This window comes from Salinicola sp. (assembly GCF_982684285.1).
On record NZ_CEXLVS010000034.1, the window covers coordinates 1 to 22,705 of the forward strand.

The window sequence follows — 22,705 nt, forward strand, 5'->3', positions numbered from 1 at the left end:
GGCACCGTTGACTCGCTGGCCTGGCATCTGGGCCTGCTGGGCGTGGCCTATGTCATTACCTATGTATGGCTGAGCGCAATGCAGCCGCTGGTGGCGGGCAATCAGGTGCTGTCGGTGTTCTTCAGCTACAACCTGTTCTTCATCCACGGGCTGACGGTCTGCGTGCTGATGCGAATGGCGATCGAACGCTTTGGCTGGAATCACAAGGTCGACGACGACACGCTCAAGCGCATCACCAGCGGCTCGGTGGACTTCATGGTCGTCGCCACCCTGATGAGCATCCAGATCGCCGTGCTCTCGGCCCTGCTGGTGCCGATCCTGCTTATCGCGGTCGCGGTGACGCTGGTCACCTTCCTGGGCGCGATGGCGATCGGCAAGCTCAGCGGCCAGCTCGGGCCAGAACGCGCCGTCACCGCCTTCGGCTGCTGCTGCGGCTCCACCGGTACTGGGCTTTTGTTGCTGCGCATGCTGGATGCCGACTTCAGCACCTCGGTGCCCAAGGAACTGGCGTTCTTCAACATCGCGATCATCGTGGTCAATATTCCCACGCTGTTCTTCGTCGCCCCGATCGCCCCCTCCCTCGGCGCCTGGAGCTACCTGGCGATCTTCGGCGGCTACGTGATACTGATGCTGTTCTGCATCCCGCTGCTGCTGAAATGGCAGCGCAGCCGGGGTGGCCAGCCCCCTTCCGTTCAGGAGCCGACTCCCTCATGAGCCATCGTATCTTCGCCGCCCGGCGCATCCTGACCATGAATCCCTCGCAGCCGGAAGCCACCCATATCGCGGTGCGCGATGGCCGGATCCTCGGGGTCGGCTCGCTGGAAACGCTGACGGATCTGGGTGACTTCGAACTCGACGAGCGCTTCGCCGACAAGGTCATTCTGCCCGGCTTCGTCGAGGGCCACAGCCACGCGCTGGAAGGCGTGCTGTGGGAGTATCCCTACGCCGGCTTCTTTCCCCGACAGGACCCCGACGGCCATACCTGGCCGGGGCTGACGGACATCGAATCGTTGCAGCGCCATCTCGGCGAACAGGTTGGCAAGCTCTCGTCGGAAACCCCGCTGATCGCCTGGGGCTTCGATCCGATCTACTTCCCCCAGCGCCGACTCGACCGCGCCGATCTCGATGCCGTCGCCGCCGAACGGCCGATCGTGGTCATCCATGCCAATCTGCACATGATGCCCGTCAACAGCGCCATGCTGCGTCTCTCCGGGCTCGAGTCCCAGGCCGATATCGAAGGCGTGGTGACCTTCGACGACGGCCGTCCCAACGGCGAGCTGCGCGAGATGGCAGCGATGTTCGCGATCTTCGACACGCTCGGACTCGATCTCTTCGACCGCGGCAGCGAGGAAGCGACACTCGAGCGCTACGCGCGCATCGGCCAGCGCCACGGGGTGACCACGCTGACCGACCTCTACAATCCGCTGAGCAAGACCGGCGTCGAGAGCATGCAGCGCACCTGCAACCGGGACGACGTCCCGATGCGCCTGGCGCCGGCGATGAGCGCACTGACCTACACGCCGGAAGATGGCATCGAGCGGGTGCTGGGCTGTCGCGAGAAAAGCAGCGACAAGCTCCATTTCGGACTGGTCAAGCTGATGACCGACGGCTCCATCCAGGGCTATACCGCGCGCCTCATGTGGCCGGGCTATCACGACGGCTCGCCCAACGGCATGTGGAACGCCGAGCCGGAACGCCTGACCGAGATCGTGCAGCGCTATCATCAGGCCGGGCTGCAGCTGCATATCCACACCAACGGCGACGAGGCCGTCGAGCTGATGCTGGACGCCATCGAATCGGTGCTGGAACTGTGGCCGCGGGCCGATCATCGCCACACCCTGCAGCACTGCCAGATCATCAGCCACGCCCAGTTGAAACGCGCCGCACGGCTGGGGGTGTGCCTCAACATGTTCGCCAACCACCTCTACTACTGGGGCGACATCCACCGCTCGCGCACGCTGGGTTTCGAGCGCTGTCAGCGTCTCGAACCGCTGGCCTCGGCGGATCGCCTGGGCATCCCCATCGCGGCGCATTGCGATGCCCCGGTCACACCGCTGGCGCCGCTATTCACGGCGTGGTGCGCCGTCGCCCGCCAGACCGCCAGCGGCGAGGTGCTGGGGCCCAACGAGGCGCTGAGCGTGGAACGGGCGCTGCGCCTGATCACGCTGAACGCGGCCTACACCCTCAAGCTGGACGATCGCATCGGCAGCCTGGAGGTGGGCAAGTTCGCCGACATGGCGGTGCTCGACGAGGACCCGCGCGAGGTGCCGCTGGCGCGGCTGGCGTCGATCCACGTGGCGGCGACGGTGGTGGGTGGCCGCGTCTTCGACAATGGCTGAGCCCGACGCCGATCCGATCCCGGTGATACTGATTGCCGGCTATCTCGGCGCCGGCAAGACCACCTGGCTCAACGCCCATCTGCGAGACGGCGTGGCGCCGGGCACGCTGGTGCTGGTCAACGACTTCGGCACCATCAATGTCGATGCCGAGCTGATCGACTACGCCGGGGAGCGCCTGCTCAAGCTCAGCAGCGGCTGCCTGTGCTGCTCGCTGAGCGACGAGCTGGGCACGCAGCTCGCGCGTATCGGTCGCTGGCTGAAGCCGCCTGCCGCGTTGATCATCGAGACCAGCGGCGTAGCCCGCCCGCGACGGATTGCCGACATGATTCGCGTGGCGCGCCGGTTCCACCTGGAGCGAATCGTCACCCTGGTCGACCTGGCGAGCCTGGCACAGCGGCTGAATGACAGCCGCGTCGGCGAGCTGGTGGCCGGCCAGATTGCCAGCGCCGACACCCTCTCGCTCAATCGCGGCGACGATCTCGACGATGCCGAGCGCGAACGATTGATGCGTCGGCTGCATTCGCTCAATCCCCATGCCCAGGTCGCTCACGCCGGTTTTAGCACCGGAAGACCGGAGCAAGCGGCACCGAAACGACCACCGACATTGCGCCGCACCGACGAGCGCGACCCCGACTGGCAGCGCTTTGCGATCGAACTCCCCGCGTCGCTGAATCGCCGGACGCTGGAAGCGTTGCTGGCCGAGCATGCCGAAGGGCTGGCGCGAGCCAAGGGATTCCTTCAGGCCGAGGGCCGGTACTACGTCTTTCAATGGAGCGGCGGGCAGGCCGAATGGACGCCCACCGCGCCCCGCCCGGGTGCCAGCCAACTGGTGGGAATCGGCTTCGCCGGGGCGCCCTTCGATGCGCTGATCGCGGCGCTGAAAACGCTCGCCTGATTTGCCGGCGGCAACGCCGATCTGGCCAGCCGATGTTCATCAACTGGCTCTACAGCAACCGCTCCCGGATTCTTTAGGGTGGAATCACCGGTACGCAATCGTCACGACCCATCACCGACACCAACAACAATGAGAGGGTGTACTTCATGATGCGCTTCCCGACCTGTAAACCCACCGCCCGGTTTCACCTGCCCCGTCTCGCCGCCAAGGCCATGGCCGGTACGCTGATGGCGCTGTCGTTGTCGACTCTGTCGCTGTCAGCCATTGCCGCCGACCTGCCGGAGATCGAGAGCCGCGGCTATCTGAGCGTGGCGACGGAGGACAACTACGCCCCGTTCAACTTCATCGAGGATGGCAACGCCAAGGGCTTCAACACCGACATGCTCGAGGAGCTGCGCAACTACGCCGACTTCGAGGTCCGCCAGGACATCCTGCCCTGGACCGGACTGCTGGCCGCCGTCTCCACCGGCCAGTACGACATGGCGCTGACCGGCGCCTCGGTCTCCGACGAGCGCCTGCGGGTGTTCAACTACACCCCGCCCTACGCCTCCGCCCAGCACTTCGCGATCAAGCGCGCCGACGACGACAGCATCAGCGATGTCGACGATCTCAGCGGCAAGAGAGTGGGCGTTCAGGCCGGCAGCGTGCTGCTGTCGCGACTGCCGGAGCTGAAGAAGATGCTCGAGGACGACGGCGGCGAGCTGGGTGTGGTGGTGCAGTACGAATCCTACCCCGTAGCCTTCGCCGACCTGGCCAACGGCCGTCTCGACTTCGTCATCGATTCCGCCGTGCCGGTCAACACCCTGGTGGCTTCCAAGCCGGACGTCTTCGCCAAGGGCCCGGCGGTCTCCGGCGCCGGCTACGTCTCCTGGCCGATCCCCAAGTCGAGCCCGGAACTGCTCGCCTACATGACGGCATTCCTGGACCACATGAAGGAGACCGGCCGCCTGGCCGAGCTGCAGGAGAAGTGGTTCGGCGAGAGCTTCCCGGACCTGCCCGACGAACCGTTGGAGAGCGTCGACCAGTTCCACGAGCTGGCGGGCCTGGACGACTGAGCCCGGTGGCCCGATCGTCGAGTCCCACGACACACCCCATCGGCTGACACGTCATACCGTCAGCGGCGCCGCGGGTTCGCGCGGCGCCTCCCCCGTTCTAAAGCCCTCGGGAGCCGCCCATGAACGCCAGTGCCTGGCACATGCTGCTGGAAGGCGCCTGGACGACCGTCTGGATCTCCGGCATCTCCATCGCCATGGGGGTCACGGCCGGGCTGATACTGGCCCTGATCCGCCTCGCCCGTATTCCCGTCGTCGACCAGCTCCTGGTGCTCTACATCAGCCTGGCGCGCGCCACGCCGCTGGTCACGCTGGCGCTGTTCATCTTTCTCAGCGCCCCGACCTTCGGCATCAACCTCGACCGCAACGTCGCCGGCATCCTGGCGCTGACGCTCAACACCACGGCGTTCAACGCCGAGATCTGGCGCAGCGCCTTTCGCAACTTCTCCCGCGATCAGCGCGAGGCGGCGATGGCCGCCGGCATGACACCGTGGGTCACGTTCCGGCGCATCATGCTGCCGCAGATGATGATCACCAGCCTGCCCGGATTGATCAACGAGATGTCGTTCCTGATCAAGGGCAGCCCGGCGATCGCGGTGATCGGGATCGTCGACCTGACCCGGGTCACCAACCGCATCTCGGCCGTCACCTACGAACCCCTGCCACCGATTCTGGTCGCCTGCGCGCTCTACATGGCCGCGATCGGCTGCCTGGTCTGGCTGCAGCGGATCGCCGAACGTCGCGCCAATCGGCTGGCGGTGTGATGAGCCGACGACGACAGGGCGGCAGTCCCCAAACGCCGAGGAGGCGCCATGAGTAACTGGGAGATTCTGTGGAGCGCCCGTGACCAGTTCTGGAGCGGGTTCTTCAGCACGATGGAGATCTTCGGCCTGTCGATCAGCGCCGCCTTCGCGATCGGCTGCGGCATGCTCTATCTGCTGGAGGGAAGCCGGCCACGCCTGACCGTGCCGCTGCGGGTATTCATCGACGGCATGCGGATGCTGCCGTTTCTGATCCTGGCCTATCTGCTTTACTACGGCCTGCCGGCCTTCGATATCCGCCTCGATGCGTGGTGGTCCGGCGTCGGGGCGCTGGCGGTCTATCACGGCTGCTACTTCGCCGAGATCTTCCGCGGTGCGCGCTTGACCTTCCCGCCCGGCCAGGTCGAAGCCGCCAAGGCCCACGGCTTCACCAAGGGCAAGATGTTCTTTCGCCTGATCCTGCCCCAGATCGTGATGCAGACCCGGCCGCTACTGGGCAACCAGTTGATCTACGCACTCAAGGACACCGCCTTCCTGGTGATCATCACCGTGCAGGAACTCACCGCCGCCGCCAACAGCCTGTCGGGAACCTATTTCATCCCCACCGAGGCCTTCATCGTGGTCATCGGCTTCTACTGGGCGGTCAGCGTGGTCATGGAGATCATCATCAAACAGTGTGGCCGTTTCAGCGCCAAACGGGGGTTCGACCATGTTTGAGAAAAGCACGTCGGAAAGCGTCAGCTCTGAACAGACCGCGTCCGAACGAACCGCGCCTGAGCGGACCGCGGTCTCGATCCGCCATCTGTCGAAGAGCTTCGACGGCGTCGAGGTCCTGCGCGACGTGGATCTGGAGGTGCGCGAGGGTGACGTGGTGACGATCCTGGGCTCCTCCGGCTCCGGCAAGTCGACGCTGTTACGCTGCATCAACTGGCTGGAGCGCCCCGACAGCGGCAGCATCCACATCGGCGGCCAGCGCATCGGCGTCAACGATGCCGGCCGGCCGATGCCGGTACGCGAGCTGGCCAGGGTTCGCGCCCGTACCGGCATGGTGTTCCAGAGCTTCAACCTGTGGCCGCACCTCAACGTGCTGCACAACGTCACCGAGGCCCCGATCCACGTACTGGGCAAATCGAAGGCAGAGGCCGAGGCCCACGCTCGCGAACTGCTGGAGAAGGTCGGTATGTCAGCCAAGGCCGACGCCTACCCCAGCACCCTCTCCGGCGGCCAGAAGCAGCGCGTGGCGATCGCTCGCGCCCTGGCGATGCAGCCGGAAGTGATGCTGTTCGACGAGCCGACGTCGGCACTCGATCCGGAACTGGTCGGCGAGGTGCTGGCGGTGATCAGGGACCTTTCCGCCGAAGGCTACACCATGATCGTCGTCACCCACGAGATGGCCTTCTCCCGGGCGGTGTCCGACAAGGTCGTGTTCCTGGACAAGGGCCTGATCATCGAACAGGCGGACCCGGAGACGTTCTTCACCAACCCCAGTACCGAGCGGGTACGCAAGTTCCTGGAACGGGAAGAGAGTTGAACCGAAGACCGGCAATCGAAGCCGGTGAAAGCGACTCGACAGCCGATGGCGAAAGTGCCAACAATGCGACAACGCCATCATTTCGAGGGAGCTGTCATGTCGATAACGGTTACGGTCTTGGACGACTATCAGGGATGCTGTGCCTTTCTTGACGCCGCCCACGAACTCGACGGCAGCGACGTGCGCCTGGACATCGAACATCGACATCTCGACGACCAGGCGCTGCCCGCCCGCCTGTTGGACAGCGACGCCATCATCCTGATCCGCGAACGCACCTCGTTGACCCGCGAACTGCTTGAGCAGTTGCCGAATCTCAAGCTGGTGGTCCAGACCGGGCGACTCTCCTCGGCCATCGATGTCGAGGCCTGCAAGGAACTGGGCATCGCCGTACGCGACGGTGGCGGCTCGCCGATCGCGCCGGCGGAGCTCACCTGGCTGCTGATCATGGCGGGCTGTCGGCGTCTGGGCGGTTATCTCGCCCGACAGGCCGAGGGCGACTGGCAGCGCACCAACCAGCTCCTGGAGGCGGAGTCGCTGGGCCATGCCGTCCACGGGCGCACGCTGGGCATCTGGGGGCTGGGCAAGATCGGCAGCCTGGTCGCCGGCTACGCCCAGGCCTTCGGCATGAATGTCGTCGCGCATGGGCGGGAAAGCAGCGCCGGACGTGCCTTCGAACTGGGGGTCGAATTCGAGCCCGATCGACACGCCTTCCTGGCCCGCTGCGATGTGATCACCCTGCATCTCAAGCTCAACGGTAACACTCGCGGCATGATCACGCCGGCGGACCTTGCCGCGATGCGCGCCGATGCGCTCTTGGTCAACACCAGCCGCGCCGAGCTGATCCGCCCCGGTGCGCTGCTCGACGCCCTCGACGCCGGCCGGCCGGGTGCGGCGGCGCTGGATGTCTACGAGAACGAGCCCGACGGTGCCAGCGCCTACCAGGCCCACCCCCGGGTGCTGGCCACACCGCATATCGGCTTCGTCGAGAAGGACACCTACGAGCTCTATTTCTCGACCGCCTATCGCCAAGTCCGGGAGTTCTTTGCCGGCTAGTCCGCAAAACGACAACCCCGGCCGAGGCCGGGGTTGTCGTGGATATCGCCAAGCCTGGCGTCGTGACGCAGGCGCTACTGCCCGAACAGGTGCTTGCGCGCCTCGTCGGTCATCTCGACGTTGTTCTGCGGATTGATCTCCTCCGCCTTGGCGTAGGCGACCCTGACCGCCTCGCGCTGGCCGATCTGATCGAACCAGCGCTGCAGGCTGGGGTAATCCTCCAGATCCTGGCCCTGTTTCTCGTAGGGCTTGATCCACGGCCAGATCGCCATGTCGGCGATGGAGTAGTCGTCACCAGCGACGAAGTCATTGTCGTCGAGCTGCTTGTCCAGCACGCGATAGAGCCGCGAGGTCTCGTTCATGTAGCGCTCGACGGCATAATCGATCTTCTTCGGCGCATAGTGGCGGAAATGGTGGTTCTGCCCCGCCATCGGCCCCAGCCCGCCCATCTGCCAGTGCAGCCACTGCAGCACCCGATAGCGTTGACGCCCGCTCTTGGGCAGGAACTTGCCGCTCTTGTCGGCCAGGTACTCGAGGATCGCGCCGGACTCGAACAGCGACAGCGGCTGACCGCCGTCGGCCGGGGCACGATCGACGATCGCGGGAATGCGGTTGTTGGGGGCGATCTCGAGAAATTCCGGCGTGAACTGCTCGCCCTTGCCGATATTGACCGGATGAATACGGTAGTCGAGCCCCGCTTCCTCGAGGAACAGCGTGATCTTGTGACCGTTGGGGGTCGTCCAGTAGTAGAGATCGATCATCACAGGCTCCTGTCGTGACGCCCGGCGATAAGCCGGATGCTGTCAGGATAGGCTTTGCGGGGGGCGGCGTCTTCCGACATCGCCCCGCGCCGTTCAAAAGCCTCTTCTCTGTGAGTCCAACCCTCCTGCTCGAAGGGTCAAAAACCCCTGCGCGATCGGCCAAGCTCGCGATCAGTTGGCATAGGCGCCGTCGACATCGACGATCCGCGTGGCGTTGCGGCCGACGCCGCCATGCAGGTCCAGCATGCGCTGGAACCAGGCGTAGACCGGATCGGCGTTGGAGACCAGATCGGCAGCGGAGGTGACCCGCGCCCACATGAAGGCGCCCACCACCAGATAGTCCGCGGCGCCGGCCTCGTCGCCCTCCAGGAACGGCGATTCGTCCAGTCGCCCGCGCATCGGCTCCAGTGCCTTATCGAGCATCGATAGCCCTTGGCTCGGCGAATGCATCTCCTCCAGCGTGCGACCGAAAGCATTTTCGCGCGAGGTACGGAAATAGTCGCGGTCGTCGGGGTGCACGGCGTTGAACACGTCCATCAGGATGGTGCGCATCACCCCCGGCGCCAGCGAACGTTCGGCGTAGAACTTGAAGAACCGCGCCCGTTCCGCGGCAGCCCCTTCGCCCAGCAGCGGCTTGTCCGGATAGACGCGATCGAGATAGCGGAAGATTTCATAGCTGTCGACGACCGTCTGGTCACCATCGACGAACACCGGCACCTTCGTCTGATCCGAGAAGGCGATCGCCGCCTTGTCGGTGAACTTCCACGGCACGAATTCGCAATCGAGCCCTTTATGCGCCAGCGCATACTTGACCCGCCAGCAGTAGGGCGAGAATCGCAGTCTCTCGTCGCGCCCGCACAGATCGAACATCTTACGGCCCATGTCACACTCCTCGTCAGATACGGCTGTCACGCTGCAGTGCTCGCAGCATGTCCAAGGGCGAGTAAACCGTCAAACCCTGAACATGCGCTCTCCCGACCCGACTCGATTCGGCGCGAATCGAAAATCGTTGCCATACTGTTACGGATAGCAGTCATACCGTGAGCCTGCGAGTCACCTTTTCAGGCAGGACTTTTCAGACAGGAGCACGGCGGGTTTACCACCTCGGATCGATCACGAAGGAGTAGATCATGGTACGCCGACTCAAGGACGACGAACTGCACGGCAAGCAGGGCAAACACGATGCACCCGGCGGCGGCTGGCAGTCGGTCCAGGCCACCGAATCGCACTTCCTGCGCGAGAAGGTAGCGCTCAAGGGCAATGGCCTGATGCTCAAGATCAATCATCCCGACGGCGGGTTCGAGTGCCCGAGCTGCGCCTGGCCCAACCCGGCGAAACCCGGCCCGGCGGAGTTCTGCGAGAACGGCGCCAAGGCGGTCGCCTGGGAAGCCACGGCGGCACGGACCACGCCGGAGTTCTTCGCCAGCCACACGGTTTCCGAGCTGCTCGACTGGTCGGATCATGCCCTCGAAAAGCAGGGCCGCCTGACCCACCCGATGCGCTACAACCCGGCCACCGACAAGTACGATCCGATCGACTGGACAACGGCGGTTCGCGAGATGGGCGAGCGGGTAAAATCCTTTGATCCGAAACGCGTCGCGCTCTACACCTCGGGGCGCACCTCCAACGAGGCGGCATTCCTGTGGCAGCTCTACGGCCGCATGCTCGGCACGCACAATTTTCCCGACTGCTCCAACATGTGCCACGAGACCACCACCGTGGCCCTGCCCCAGAGCATCGGCGTCGGCAAGGCGACCACGGTGCTGGAGGATTTCGAACATGCCGACTGCATCTTCCTGTTCGGCCAGAACGCCGGCACCAACAGCCCGCGGATGATGGGACTGCTGCACGAGGCGCGCCTGCGCGGCGCCGAGGTGATCACCTTCAACCCGCTGCGCGAACGGGCCCTGGTCAAGTTCGCCAACCCCCAGACGCCCAGGGACATGCTCACCAACCACGGCGTGCCGATCAGCTCGCAGTATCACCAGGTTCGCATCGGCGGCGACATCGCCGCGATCCAGGGCATCTGCAAGCGCATCCTCGAGGTCGACGACGAGGCCCGCGCCAGCGGCGGCGAGCGCGTCATCGACCACGACTTCATCGCGATGCACACCAATGGTTTCGAGAGGTTTGCCGATCACTGCCGCAACCTGCCATGGGAGCGAATCGAGCGCCACAGCGGGCTCGAACGGGCGGCGATAGAGCAGGCCGCCGGGGCCTGGACGAAGGCCGAGCGGGTGATCTGCTGCTGGGGGATGGGAATCACCCAGCACATCCGTGGCAGCGACAACGTCCACCAGATTCTCAACCTGCTGCTGATGGGCGGCCATATCGGCCGGCGCGGTGCCGGTGCCTGCCCGGTGCGCGGCCACTCCAACGTGCAGGGCGATCGCACCGTGGGGATCTTCCACAAGTCCGGCGAGGCGTTCCTGTCGAAGATGGACGAGGTGTTCGGCATCGAGTGCCTGCGCGAGCATGGCCACGACGTGTCGCTCTGCTGCGAGGCGATACTGCGCGACGAGGTGGACGCCTTCCTCGGCATGGGCGGCAACTTCTTCCGCGCCATCGCCGACCAGGCCCGTGTCGCCGCCCACGTCGGCGACATCCCACTCACCGTACAGATCGCCACCAAGCTCAACCGCAGCCATCTGATTCACGGCAAGGCGGCCTATCTGCTGCCGGCACTGGCCCGCACCGAGAAGGACGTCCAGGCCGGCGTCGAGCAGACCATCACCATCGAAGACGGCATGTGCAACGTGCAGGGCTCCAGGGGCGCGCTGGAGCCGGCATCAGAGCATCTGCGCTCCGAGATCGCCATCGTCGCCGGCCTCGGCAAGGCGACATTCGCGCCCAACCCCAAGGTCGACTGGGAGTGGCTCGCCGAGGATTACGCCCGCATCCGCGACAAGATCGAAGCGACCCAGCCGGAGACGTTTTACGCTTTCAATCAGCGACTGAACGACCAGGGCGTGTTCCATCTCGATATCGCCGCCCGCGATCGGGTCTGGAACACCGACTCCGGCAAGGCCCACTTCCTGTTCCCCGCCGACCATCTCACCGAAGACGCCTCCGAACCGGGGGACGCCCATTTCCAGCTGCTGTCGATCCGCGGGCACGATCAGTTCAACACCACCGTCTACTCGTTCGATGACCGCTACCGCGACATCTACGGCACCCGCATGGTGCTGATGATGAATCCTCGCGATATCGAGAAGCACGGTTTCGAGGCCGGCAACAAGGTCACGCTGAAAGCGGTGAGCGACGATGGCATCGAACGTCGGGTCTCGGGCTTCAAGATCATCGCCTACGATCTGCCGGAAAACTGCCTCGGGGCCTACTATCCGGAGGTCAACGACCTGATCCCCGTCGGCACCCGGGACCAACAGAGCAACACCATAGCCGGCAAGTCGAACCCGGTGACGCTCGAGTTGATGAGCACGGAGGCGTTGGAAGCGGAGACCGGCATGCTCGCCACCGGCTGATACTGCCCCAACCGCCCGGCTCGCCTCCCCCCGGTGCTGTCGCCGTCCGCCTCCCGGCGGGCGGCGATGTCCATTAGTCGCAACGCAGGCGCCGCCAGCGCCCGATATCGCCTCGCCATCTGACCTCTAAGCCCTTCAAAGTCAGCCACTTGGGAGGCGCCCATGCTACCCGGCGCTTATTGGTAAGACCATTTACCCATGATTGGCAGTACCACCGTCTGTGGTTATCTTCCGAGTCAATCGCCGTGATCGGCCACCGGAGTGGAACGACCGGTCTGCCGCCGTCCGGCGATGACATCCTGGCGACGAACGAAGCCGATAATAACGACTCTGGGGCTCTCGATATGGATCACACGCTTCTCTCTCTGCTTGCCTTCCTGCCGCTGGTGCTGGCGGGGGTCCTGCTGATCGGATTCCGGATGGCGGCACGGACGGCGATGCCGATCGTGTTCGTCGTCGCGGTGCTGATCGCGCTGCTGGCCTGGGACATGACCGCGACCCGCGTGCTGGCCTCCACGCTGCAGGGGCTGATCATGACCGTCTCGCTGCTGTGGATCATCTTCGGGGCCATCCTGCTGCTCAACACGCTGAAGCACTCGGGCGGCATCATGGCGATCCGCAACGGCTTCTCCGGCATCAGCCCGGACCGCCGCGTGCAGGCGCTGATCGTCGCCTGGCTGTTCGGCTGCTTCATCGAGGGCGCCTCGGGCTTCGGCACGCCCGCCGCCGTGGCCGCACCGCTGATGGTGGCGCTGGGCTTCCCCGCCCTGGCCGCCGTGGTGGTCGGCATGATGCTGCAGTCGACGCCGGTCTCGTTCGGCGCCGTGGGCACGCCGATCGTGGTCGGCGTCACCGGCGGCGTGAACCAGTCCGCGATCGCCGAACAGCTCACCGCCAACGGCTCGACCTGGGAGACCTATTTCCGCCTGATCACCTCCGAGGTGGTCATCACTCACGGCATCATCGGCGTGTTCATGCCGCTGATCCTGGTCGTCGTGATGGTGCGCTTCTTCGGCGAGAACCGCTCCTGGACCGAAGGGCTGTCGATCACGCCGTTCGCGCTGTTCGTCGGCGTCTGCTTCGTGGTGCCGTCGATGCTGGTCGGCGTCCTGCTGGGCCCGGAGTTCCCGTCGCTGCTGGGCGGCCTCATCGGCCTGGCGATAGTGGTGCCGGCCGCACGCAAGGGCTTCCTGCTGCCCAAGGACACCTGGGACTTCCCGGAGCGCTCGAAGTGGCCTTCCGAGTGGCTCGGCACCATCGAGATCAAGGTCGACGACGTAGCCGGTCGCGCGCCGATGTCGACGCTGCGGGGCTGGCTGCCCTACGTCATCGTCGCCATCCTGCTGGTGATCTCGCGCACCATCCCTTCGGTCAAGGCGGGGCTCTCCTCGATCAGCACCGGCTGGAGCAATATCCTCGGCGAGCAGGGCATCTCCGGCAGCGTCGAATGGCTCTACCTCCCCGGAGGCATCATCCTGATCGCGGTGATCTGCACGATCTTCCTGCATCGCATGCGCGCCCAGCAGGTGACGGCGGCCTTCGCCGAATCCTCCAAGACCATCTTCGGTGCCGGCTTCGTGCTGCTGTTCACCATTCCGATGGTGCGGATCCTGATCAACTCCGGCGTCAACGAGTCCGACCTGGTCTCGATGCCGGTCGCCATGGCGCAGCTGGTGGCCGACGGTGTGGGTCAGATCTATCCGCTGTTCGCCCCGGCGGTCGGCGCACTGGGCGCCTTCATCGCCGGATCCAACACCGTTTCCAACCTGATGCTGGCGGCGTTCCAGTTCAACGTCGCCGAGGTGCTGGGCGTCTCCACCGCGATGATGGTCTCGCTGCAGGCCGTGGGGGCCGCCGCCGGCAACATGATCGCGATCCACAACGTGGTGGCGGCTTCGGCCACCGTCGGTCTGCTCGGCCGCGAGGGCACGACACTGCGCAAGACGATCCTGCCGACGCTCTACTACTGCCTGTTCGCCGGCATCATCGGGCTGCTGGCCTTCTACGTCTTCGGTCTCACCGACCCGCTCATGGGTGGCTGATCTCCTCCTCCCGGCCGCGGCCGGGAGGATTCACATCCTGTTTTGGTCTGACCATTTGCCAGCCTATTGGGCTTTTGGCTAATGGTCGCCGTCGACGGCCTTCCACAGAATGATCGCAGCGCAATGTGGAAAGGCCTTCCACAAAGCGGATCTTCACCTACCGCCAGCGACTTCCGAGCTGTCGAGGAGACGTCATGGAACTGCTTTACGACGAGCGCATCGACGGCGAGATCGCCGACGTCGACAAGTCCGGCCTGATGGCGGCGATCCTGGCGGTCGCGCCCAGACTGACCCTGCTCGATCGCGAGGAGGACCTGCGCCCGTTCGAGTGCGACGGGCTGTCGGCCTATCGCGTGCTGCCGATGCTGGTGGCCATGCCGACGACGCTGGCCGAAGTCGAGGCGTTGATGCGGGTCTGCTACGAGCACGCCGTGCCGGTGGTGACGCGAGGTGCCGGCACTGGCCTGTCCGGTGGCGCGCTGCCGCTGGAGAAGGGCGTGCTGCTGGTGATGTCGCGCTTCAACCAGATCCTGAGCGTCGATGCCGATGCCCGCCTCGCCCGGGTCCAGCCAGGCGTGCGCAACCTGGCGATCAGCGAGGCGGCCGCCCCTCACGGCCTCTACTACGCCCCCGATCCCTCCTCGCAGATCGCCTGCTCGATCGGTGGCAACGTGGCCGAGAATGCCGGCGGCGTTCACTGCCTGAAGTACGGCCTCACGGTCCATAACGTGCTGAGCGTGGAGATCGTCACCATCGAGGGCGAGCGCATGACCCTCGGCGGCGAGTCGCTGGATACGCCCGGCTACGACCTGCTGGCGCTGTTCATGGGCTCGGAAGGCATGCTCGGCGTGATCACCGAAGTGACGGTGCGCCTGCTGCCCAAGCCGGAAGTGGCCAAGGTGCTGATGGCCTGCTTCGACGACGTCGAGCGGGCCGGCAAGGCGGTGGGCGACATCATCGCCGCCGGCTGCATCCCCGGCGGTCTCGAGATGATGGACAACCTGGCGATTCGCGCCGCCGAGGATTTCGTCCACGCCGGCTATCCGGTCGACGCCCAGGCAATCCTGCTGTGCGAGCTCGACGGCGTGGAGAGCGACGTCCAGGCCGACTGCGAGCGAGTCCGCCAGTTGCTCGAGACGGCGGGCGCCACCCAGATCCAGCTCGCCCGGGACGACGCCGAGCGCCAGCTGTTCTGGGCCGGGCGCAAGGCGGCGTTTCCGGCCGTCGGCCGGATGTCGCCGGACTACTACTGCATCGACGGCACCATACCGCGGCGCGAGCTGCCGCGGGTGCTCAAGGGCATCAACGATCTCTCGGCCCAGTACGGGCTGCGGGTCGCCAACGTCTTTCATGCCGGCGACGGCAACCTCCATCCGCTGATCCTGTTCGATGCCAACCAGCCCGGCGAGCTGGAGTCCACGGAAGCGCTCGGCGGCAAAATTCTCGAACTGTGCGTCGACGCCGGCGGCAGCATCACCGGCGAACACGGCGTCGGCCGCGAGAAGCTCAACCAGATGTGTACCCAGTTCGCCGCCGACGAGATCACCCTGTTCCACGCGGTGAAGTCGGCTTTCGACGAGCGCCGTCTGCTCAACCCCGGCAAGAACATCCCGACACTGGCACGCTGCGCCGAGTTCGGCGCCATGCACGTACATCACGGCGAACTGCCGCACCCCGAACTGCCGCGATTCTGATATCGGAAGCGGCATGAGTCGCAAGGAGATCGCCATGACCCACCTGCAGGATCAGCGGCCGGAATACACCTCGGCGGACGAACCCGGGCCGGATGCGCTGGCGGGCCGCGACGATAGCGAAGCCTTGTGCGAACAGGTGGCGCGGGCCCAGGCCGAGCGCGCCACGCTGCGCATCGTCGGCGGCAATACCAAGGCGTTCTACGGCCGTCGGGTCGAGACGGCGCAAGCGCTCTCCACCACCGGCCATCACGGCATCGTCCACTACGACCCGGTGGAGCTGGTCGCCACCGTGCGCGCCGGTACGCGGCTGCGGGATCTCGAGCGGGCGCTTGCCGACAACGGCCAGCGCCTCGCCTTCGAGCCGCCGCACTTCGGCGACGACGCCACCGTCGGCGGCATGGTCGCCGCCGGGCTTTCCGGCCCTCGCCGACCCTGGGTCGGGGCCGTACGTGATTTCGTGTTGGGTGTAAGGGTGATCACTTCCGACGGCAAGCAGTTGCGCTTCGGCGGCGAGGTGATGAAGAACGTCGCCGGCTACGACCTCTCGCGGCTGATGGTCGGCGCCCAGGGCACGCTCGGGGTGCTGACCGAAGTCTCGTTCAAGGTGCTTCCCATTCCCCACGCGCATGCCTGCCTGCGACTCGAACTGCCGCTGGCCGAAGCGTTCGAGCGCTTGACGGCCTGGGGCCGCGAGCCGATGCCCATTACCGGCGCCGCCCACGATGGCGAAGCGCTGCACCTGCGTCTCGAAGGCGGCGAGGGCTCCGTCTCGGCCACGCGCCAACGCCTTGGCGGTGAAGCGGAAGATTCACGCTTCTGGGCGCAGCTTCGCGAGCTGCAACTGCCCTTCTTCGACGGCGCCCTCGATGACGACGCCCACGTCCTGTGGCGCTTGTCGCTGCCGGCGCTGGCGCGCACGCCGGCACTCGAGGGTGACTGGCTGGTCGACTGGGCCGGTGCCCAGCGCTGGCTGAAAAGTGCCGAGGGACGCGGTTTCGAGGACGAACCGCGGGCCGACGCCCACATTCACGAGGCCGCCATTGCCGCCGGCGGCCATGCCACGCGCTTCACGCCGAGCGCCAACGGAGACTCGCCTTTCACGCCCCTGCCGCCGGTGCTGGCCAAGTACCACCGCCAGCTCAAGCAACGGCTCGATCCGCAGGCGATCTTCAACCCTGGCCGGCTCTATGCCGAGTGGTGAGGAGACCTCTACCCCATGCAGACCCATTTTTCCGAGGCCGCCCGTGCCAAGCCCCACATCCACGAGGCCGACCGCATCCTGCGCACCTGCGTGCACTGCGGCTTCTGCAATGCCACCTGCCCAACCTACCAGTTGCTGGGCGACGAGCGCGACGGCCCGCGCGGGCGCATCTATCTGATCAAGGAGCTGCTGGAGAGCGACGACGGCGATGAACAGGTCACCCAGGAGACGCAGTTGCACCTGGACCGCTGTCTGAGCTGCCGCAGCTGCGAGACCACCTGCCCCTCCGGCGTCGAGTATCACAAGCTGCTGGATATCGGGCGTGCCGAAGTCGACCGTCGGGTCGGACGCCGGCCCGGCGAGCGCGCCCTGCGACTGGGGCTGCGCACCGCGCTGGTCGAGCCCAAGCGGTTCCAGGCGCTGCTCGCCCTGGGGCAGACGTTCCGCCCGCTGGCGCCTCACGATCTGCGCGACAAGATCCCCCCGCGCCAGCGGCCGGGTTCGCGCGGGCGTCATGCGCGCCCCGACCCGACCCGACACGCCCGCCAGATGCTGATTCTGGAAGGCTGCGTTCAACCCGGTCTGGCGCCCAATACCAACGACGCCACGGCACGAGTGCTCGATCGTCTCGGCATCGGGGTGAGTGCCGCCCCGGAAGCGGGCTGCTGCGGCGCCATCGACTTCCATCTCAATGCCCAGGCCGCCGGACGCCAGCGCATGCGCGCCAATATCGATGCCTGGTGGCCGCTGATCGAGCAACGTGGCGAGAGCTCCTCCGCGCAGGCCGGAGTGGAGGCGATCATCCAGACCGCCAGCGGCTGCGGCGCCTTCGTCAAGGAGTACGGCGAGATGCTGGCCGACGATCCCGAATACGCCGCCAAGGCCAGACGGATCAGCGAGCTGGCCAAGGATCTGGTCGAGATCTTGCGCGAGGAGGATCTGGAGACGTTGGGCACGAATGACTCGTCCGCGCGGCTGGCGTTCCACTGCCCGTGCACGCTGCAGCATGCCCAGAAGCTGGGGGGTGCCGTCGAAGGCGTGCTCGCGCGGCTGGGATTCGGTCTCGCACCGGTGCGGGACTCGCACCTCTGCTGCGGCTCCGCCGGCACCTATTCGATCACCCAGCCGACGCTGGCCCGGCAGTTGCGCGACAACAAGATGGACGCCCTGGAGGCCCAGTCACCGGATACCATCGTCACCGCCAATATCGGCTGCCAGAGCCATCTCAACGGCGCCGGACGAACCCCGGTAAAGCATTGGATCGAAGTCGTCGACGAAGCGCTCATGGCGTAGAACCAACGCTCTCGGCGTCCGACGCCGGCGACTCACTCATGACCGCGCAAGGCCAGCTCGCTGCGGCACCCGGCGAGTTGGCTTTTCGCTTTTTCTCGTAGCTCGTAGCTCGTAGCTCGTAGCTCGTAGCTCGTAGCTCGACGCTGCCCTGACCATGGAACTGGAGTCCCCACCATGCAGACCAAAGCCGCACTCGAACTCAACGATGTCAATGCCATCCTCGATGCCGCCCAGACCGAAGCCGAAGCCCAGGGCTGGGCAGTCACCATCGCCGTCGCCGACGATGGCGGCCATCTGCTGGGCCTGCGCCGGATGAACGGTGCCGCCCCCTTCAGCGCCGGCGTCGCCACCGAAAAGGCGCGCAACGCGGCGATCGGCCGCAAGGAGACCCAGGTCTTCGAGGAGATGATCAACAACGGCCGCACCGCCTTCGTGACGGCACCGATGACCGCGCTGCTCTCGGGCGGCGTGCCGGTCATTCACGACGGCCAGGTGATCGGCAGCGTCGGCGTTTCCGGGGTCAAGCCGGAGCAGGACGTGCAGGTCGCGAAAGCCGGCGTCAAGGCTATCGGCTGAAGCCGTCGCCGACGCTTTGTCAGCGCTTCTTGGAGGACGCGCCCCTGGCACGACTGCCGGGGCCGGCCTTGCCTGAACGCTTCCTGTCGCCGGGTTTGGCGCCAGCCTTGCCCCTGGCGCCGGGCTTTCCCGCTTTGGCGCTGGGGTGTGACTTACCTGCCGCGTGACTCTTGCCACCGGGCGACGCTTTGCCGCTCGCGGCTTTTTTACCCTTGGGGTGGGCCTTGGTGGCAGCGGCTTTGGTGGCAGCGGCTCTGCCACCCGCCTTGACACCGGCCTTCGCCCCGGGCCCTGCCGATGCCCTGCCTCCCTTGGAGGTCGGCTGCCTAGCCTTTCCCGAGCGAGAGCCGGAGTTGGGCTTGGCGCGGCCACTCTTCTCCGGCGCGGCGTCGGAGTTTTCCGTCAGCGCGATGATGGTATCGATCTCTCTCGGGGTCAGGTCCCGCCAGTCACCCAGCGCCAGCCCCTTGAGCGAGACGTTCATGATGCGCGTGCGGATCAGCTGAGTGACTTCGTAGCCGAAATACTCGCACATGCGGCGTATCTGGCGGTTGAGCCCCTGCACCAGCGTGATGGTGAAGACGAACGTCGACTCCCTGTGCACCTGGCAGCGCTTCGTCACCTGGCCGAGGATCGGCACGCCACGCTGCATGCCCTCGACGAATTCGTCGGTGACCGGCTTGTCGACCGTCACCCGATACGCTTTCTCGTGGTGGTTGTTGGCACGCAGGATCTTGTTGACCAGGTCGCCGTCGTTGGTCAGGAAGATCAGCCCCTGGGAATCCTTGTCGAGCCGGCCGATGGGAAAGATCCGCGCCCCGTGCTTGACGAACTCGACGATGTTGTCCTTCTCGCTGGACTCGGTGGTGCTGACGATACCCACCGGCTTGTTGAGCGCGATCAGGACCAGATCCTCCGCTTCCCGGGGCTCGATCTCCTGGCCGTTGACCTTGACCCGCTCGCCGGCGACCACCTGGTCGCCGGTGGTGGCACGGCGGCCGTTGATCCACACGTTGCCCTGCTCCACGAAGCGATCGGCTTCACGACGGGAGCACATCCCGCTCTCGCTGATGTACTTGTTGATACGGGTCGATTGTCGTAACGCCATAAAGGGTCGTCCAGCCAGAAGAAAGGTGACTCAGCATCCGGTCGCAACCGCCGGACCTGCGCCGGCCCGCAACGGGCCGGCGCACCCGGACAGTTTGACGCTTCCTCCGTGTGGATAAAACCGGCCGGGGTTCAAAAGCCGCATGGCGGCCATCGCCGGGAAACGCCCGGCTGCGTGACCGGGGGCGGTCAAGCAGGCTTCCCGACCCCTTTTGTTCTGACAGACAGAATCACATAGCTTCTGACGACATTCTTTAGTCGCAATTCGCAGTCCCGAGATTGACCCGGCATCCCGGCGGCCCTAATTTCTACTGTCGCAACATGTTCTACAAAAGAGAATAACGGAGACGCCATGAATTTGTCCTTGAAGCCTTCCGCGCTGTGCCTCGCACTCTCGCTGGCGACGCTGCCGATGCTGGCGCAGGCGGCCGGCCCGAGCGGTAAGATCGACTGCATCGCCCCTGCCAACCCCGGCGGCGGCTGGGACTTCACCTGCCGCAGCGTGGGCCAGGTTCTGAGCGAGACCGGCGCCATCGACGGCAGCGTCCAGACCACCAACATGCCGGGCGCCAGCGGTGGTGTCGCGTTTTCACACGTGGTCACGAAACGGGCCGGACAGAACGACGTCATCGTCTCGGCTTCGACATCGACCACCACCCGTCTGGCCCAGCATCAGTTCCCCGGCCTGAACGCCGACATGGTCAACTGGGCCGGCACCGTCGGCGCGGACTATGGCGTGATCGCCGTGAGCAAGGACTCGCCTTACCAGACCCTCGAGGACCTGCTGGACGCGATGGAGAAGAAGCCCTCCAGCGTCAGTTTCGCCGGCGGCAGCGCCAGCGGCGGTTGGGATCACCTCAAGGTCCTGATGATGGCCCGCGCCGATGGCATCGAGCCGCTGAACAAGATCAAGTATCTGCCCTTCGACGGTGGCGGCGAGGCGATGACCCAGGTCGTCGGCGGCCATATCGACGCCTTCTCCGGAGACGCCTCTGAGACCCTGGGCTTCGTCGAATCCGGCGACCTTCGGGTGCTCGCCGTGCTCGCCGACGGTCGCCTGCCCGGCGCGCTGAGTGAATTCCCCACCGCCAAGGAGCAGGGCGTGGATGTCGAAGGGATCAACTGGCGCGGCTTCTACCTGCCACCGAAGCTCTCCGACGAGGACGTGGCCTGGTGGGAGGAGACGCTGCACAAGGTCTACGAGAGCCCGGAGTGGAAGGAGGTCATGAGCAAGAACGGCTTGATTCCCTTCGACCGCAGCGGCGAGGCATTCAAGGCGTACGTGCATCAGCAGATCGCCGATATCGAGGAGATCTCCAAGGAAGTCGGCCTGATCCAGTAAGGCCGGCTCCCCGCTAGGGTGGGGCTTGTCACCTCACCCCCTGGTCGTCGGTGCCGGGCTTGCGGCGCCGACGACATCGGCAGCGTCAGGAAGCGCGCAACGCCCGCGGCCACTGGCGTTCGAGACGCGGCGCATACTGGGCCAGCAAGGGTACATGGCGATCCTTGGCCGCCAGGTTGAAGCGCTCGCTGGGACCCGATAGCGCCAGCGCCCCCATCAGCTCACCCTCGCCGTTGTAGATACCGATCGCCGCCGCCGACAGCCCGGCCTGGCGCTCTCCGCTGGATACGGCAACCTGGCCGCGAGGGATTTCGTAATTGAGCACCCGCCCGGCGGCACCGCGTCCCAGTGGCAGCCTCACGCCCTCCTCCAGATGGTGCCTGACCTCCAGTCGGCCATTCTCGCGCAGCCGGCAGATCCGGTGGTCGCCGTCGCGGACATAGAAGGAAGCGGTCTCCTCGCTGGCATCCCGCAGCGACTCGAGTATCGGCCGTACCAGATTCTCGAGCTGCGGCCCGTCGCCCGCCAGCGGGGCCAGCCGCGAGACCGCCGGGCCGACTCGGTAGATGCCGCGTTCGTCGCGGGTGACATAGCCGAAGTGCTCCAACGAGGCCATCAGCCGCAGGATGGTGCTCTTGTAGAACCCCGAGGCATTGGCGAGTTCGGTCAGAGAGAACTCTCGCCGCTCCTGGGAGAAGGCCTCGAGCAGCGGCAGCGCTCGTTCGACGGCCTCGACACGTCTCTGGGCCATGGGACGCTCCTATCTATCAGTTAATCGGGCTATCAGTGAATCGGGCATCAGTTGATCGGGACTTGCTATCAGGTCACCGGGACTTGGACTAATGGCGGATGTTGCGACAGACAAAACGGTATTGCAACTCATCCGAGCGAATCATATTCTCTCTGAAAGAAACTGTTTCACCAGGAGGAATAATGTCATCGCCATTGACCGGTTACCGGGTACTCGATCTGACCAACGTGCTGGCCGGGCCGTTCTGCTGTCATCAGTTGGCCCATCTCGGCGCCGAAGTGATCAAGGTCGAGCGGCCCCAGGGCGGTGACCTGGCTCGTCAACTGGGTGCCGACCCCACGCTCAATCAGGAGCTGATGGGGGTCTCGTTCCTCGCCCAGAACGCCGGCAAGCGCTCGGTGACGCTCGATCTCAAGAGACCGGCCGATCGTGAAACCTTCCTCGAACTGGTGGCGACGGCCGACGTGGTGGTAGAGAACTTTCGTCCCGGCGTCATGCGCCGTCTGGGGCTCGGGTTCGAGACACTGCGCGAGGCCAACCCCGAGCTGGTCTACTGCGCGATTTCCGGCTTCGGGCAAGACGGCCCCTTGGCCAACTACCCGGCCTACGACCAGATCATCCAGGGCATGGCAGGAGTGATGAGCATCACCGGCGCGCCCGAGAACGCGCCCTACCGGGTCGGCTATCCGCTGGCCGACACCGTCGGCGGCCTGACCGCGGCGATGGCGATCAATGCCGCCCTGGCCGAGCGCCCGCGCAAGGCGCACTTCGTCGACATCTCGATGCTCGAATCGGTGCTGGCCACCATGGGTTGGGCGGTCTCCA

At 65.6% G+C, this 22,705-nt stretch carries 20 protein-coding genes; 16 read left to right on the forward strand and 4 right to left on the reverse strand.

Annotated elements, in window-relative coordinates:
- The 8 genes from AC3AYF_RS04880 to AC3AYF_RS04915 all read left to right on the forward strand — a co-directional run.
- On the forward strand, positions 1 to 714 hold a 714-nt coding region (locus AC3AYF_RS04880), incomplete at its 5' end, for a sodium/glutamate symporter family protein (protein WP_295040117.1).
- Positions 711 to 2,339, forward strand: coding sequence for an amidohydrolase (locus AC3AYF_RS04885; RefSeq protein ID WP_487779461.1), 1,629 nt, complete (start codon positions 711 to 713; stop codon positions 2,337 to 2,339). The genes AC3AYF_RS04880 and AC3AYF_RS04885, both read left to right, overlap by 4 nt.
- Entirely contained in the window at positions 2,332 to 3,234 is a 903-nt protein-coding gene (locus AC3AYF_RS04890; protein WP_295040114.1) for a CobW family GTP-binding protein, read from the forward strand. Before AC3AYF_RS04885 ends, AC3AYF_RS04890 begins: the two co-directional genes overlap by 8 nt.
- Before the next feature lie 146 nt (positions 3,235 to 3,380).
- Positions 3,381 to 4,289, forward strand: a complete 909-nt coding sequence (locus tag AC3AYF_RS04895; protein WP_487779462.1) for a transporter substrate-binding domain-containing protein — start codon at positions 3,381 to 3,383, stop codon at positions 4,287 to 4,289.
- Positions 4,290 to 4,408: 119 nt separating this feature from the next.
- Positions 4,409 to 5,050, forward strand: a complete 642-nt coding sequence (locus AC3AYF_RS04900; RefSeq protein ID WP_295040111.1) for an amino acid ABC transporter permease — start codon at positions 4,409 to 4,411, stop codon at positions 5,048 to 5,050.
- Between the two features lie 48 nt (positions 5,051 to 5,098).
- Positions 5,099 to 5,764 carry an amino acid ABC transporter permease gene (locus AC3AYF_RS04905; protein WP_295040109.1) on the forward strand — a complete coding sequence of 222 codons (666 nt, stop codon included), beginning with the start codon at positions 5,099 to 5,101 and terminating at the stop codon, positions 5,762 to 5,764.
- The gene (locus AC3AYF_RS04910) at positions 5,757 to 6,578 is read left to right on the forward strand and encodes an amino acid ABC transporter ATP-binding protein (RefSeq protein ID WP_295040107.1); all 822 of its coding nucleotides are present in this window, start codon (positions 5,757 to 5,759) and stop codon (positions 6,576 to 6,578) included. The genes AC3AYF_RS04905 and AC3AYF_RS04910 overlap by 8 nt, the downstream gene beginning before the upstream one ends.
- A 96-nt stretch (positions 6,579 to 6,674) precedes the next feature.
- On the forward strand, positions 6,675 to 7,631 hold the full coding sequence (locus AC3AYF_RS04915; protein WP_487779463.1) for a D-2-hydroxyacid dehydrogenase family protein: 957 nt from the start codon (positions 6,675 to 6,677) through the stop codon (positions 7,629 to 7,631).
- Positions 7,632 to 7,705: 74 nt separating this feature from the next.
- On the opposite strand, the gene AC3AYF_RS04920 is transcribed toward AC3AYF_RS04915, so the two are convergent.
- Together AC3AYF_RS04920 and AC3AYF_RS04925 are read right to left on the reverse strand one after the other, a co-directional pair.
- A complete protein-coding gene (locus tag AC3AYF_RS04920) occupies positions 7,706 to 8,392 on the reverse strand; it encodes a glutathione binding-like protein (protein WP_295040103.1) in 687 nt (228 codons plus the stop codon).
- Positions 8,393 to 8,563: 171 nt separating this feature from the next.
- Positions 8,564 to 9,274: a glutathione S-transferase N-terminal domain-containing protein gene (locus tag AC3AYF_RS04925; protein ID WP_295040101.1), complete on the reverse strand. Its 711-nt coding sequence runs from the start codon at positions 9,272 to 9,274 to the stop codon at positions 8,564 to 8,566.
- Between the two features lie 248 nt (positions 9,275 to 9,522).
- Between AC3AYF_RS04925 and AC3AYF_RS04930 the strand changes: the two genes are divergently transcribed.
- From AC3AYF_RS04930 to AC3AYF_RS04955, 6 genes are all read left to right on the forward strand, one after another.
- Positions 9,523 to 11,874 (forward strand): FdhF/YdeP family oxidoreductase, encoded by a 2,352-nt coding sequence (locus AC3AYF_RS04930; RefSeq protein WP_487779464.1) that lies wholly within the window; start codon positions 9,523 to 9,525, stop codon positions 11,872 to 11,874.
- A 344-nt stretch (positions 11,875 to 12,218) separates the two neighbouring features.
- Entirely contained in the window at positions 12,219 to 13,916 is a 1,698-nt protein-coding gene (locus AC3AYF_RS04935) for an L-lactate permease (protein WP_295040252.1), read from the forward strand.
- A gap of 194 nt (positions 13,917 to 14,110) precedes the next feature.
- A complete protein-coding gene (gene glcD / locus AC3AYF_RS04940; protein WP_295040254.1) occupies positions 14,111 to 15,610 on the forward strand; it encodes a glycolate oxidase subunit GlcD in 1,500 nt (499 codons plus the stop codon).
- Positions 15,611 to 15,623: 13 nt separating this feature from the next.
- The gene (glcE, locus tag AC3AYF_RS04945) at positions 15,624 to 16,811 is read left to right on the forward strand and encodes a glycolate oxidase subunit GlcE (RefSeq protein WP_295040256.1); all 1,188 of its coding nucleotides are present in this window, start codon (positions 15,624 to 15,626) and stop codon (positions 16,809 to 16,811) included.
- Positions 16,812 to 16,826: 15 nt separating this feature from the next.
- Positions 16,827 to 18,104, forward strand: a complete 1,278-nt coding sequence (glcF, locus tag AC3AYF_RS04950) for a glycolate oxidase subunit GlcF (protein WP_295040258.1) — start codon at positions 16,827 to 16,829, stop codon at positions 18,102 to 18,104.
- A 174-nt stretch (positions 18,105 to 18,278) separates the two neighbouring features.
- On the forward strand, positions 18,279 to 18,680 hold the full coding sequence (locus tag AC3AYF_RS04955; RefSeq protein ID WP_149434359.1) for a GlcG/HbpS family heme-binding protein: 402 nt from the start codon (positions 18,279 to 18,281) through the stop codon (positions 18,678 to 18,680).
- A gap of 19 nt (positions 18,681 to 18,699) precedes the next feature.
- Here the strand turns inward: AC3AYF_RS04955 and rluF are convergent, their stop codons facing one another.
- Entirely contained in the window at positions 18,700 to 19,788 is a 1,089-nt protein-coding gene (gene rluF, locus AC3AYF_RS04960; RefSeq protein WP_487779465.1) for a 23S rRNA pseudouridine(2604) synthase RluF, read from the reverse strand.
- Positions 19,789 to 20,139: 351 nt separating this feature from the next.
- Between rluF and AC3AYF_RS04965 the strand changes: the two genes are divergently transcribed.
- Positions 20,140 to 21,129, forward strand: a complete 990-nt coding sequence (locus tag AC3AYF_RS04965) for a Bug family tripartite tricarboxylate transporter substrate binding protein (RefSeq protein WP_295041224.1) — start codon at positions 20,140 to 20,142, stop codon at positions 21,127 to 21,129.
- 85 nt (positions 21,130 to 21,214) lie between these two features.
- Here the strand turns inward: AC3AYF_RS04965 and AC3AYF_RS04970 are convergent, their stop codons facing one another.
- The gene (locus AC3AYF_RS04970; RefSeq protein ID WP_295041222.1) at positions 21,215 to 21,880 is read right to left on the reverse strand and encodes an IclR family transcriptional regulator; all 666 of its coding nucleotides are present in this window, start codon (positions 21,878 to 21,880) and stop codon (positions 21,215 to 21,217) included.
- Positions 21,881 to 22,062: 182 nt separating this feature from the next.
- Here AC3AYF_RS04970 and AC3AYF_RS04975 point away from each other — a divergent pair.
- Positions 22,063 to 22,705: CaiB/BaiF CoA transferase family protein (locus AC3AYF_RS04975; RefSeq protein WP_295041220.1), on the forward strand; the 643-nt coding region annotated here is incomplete at its 3' end.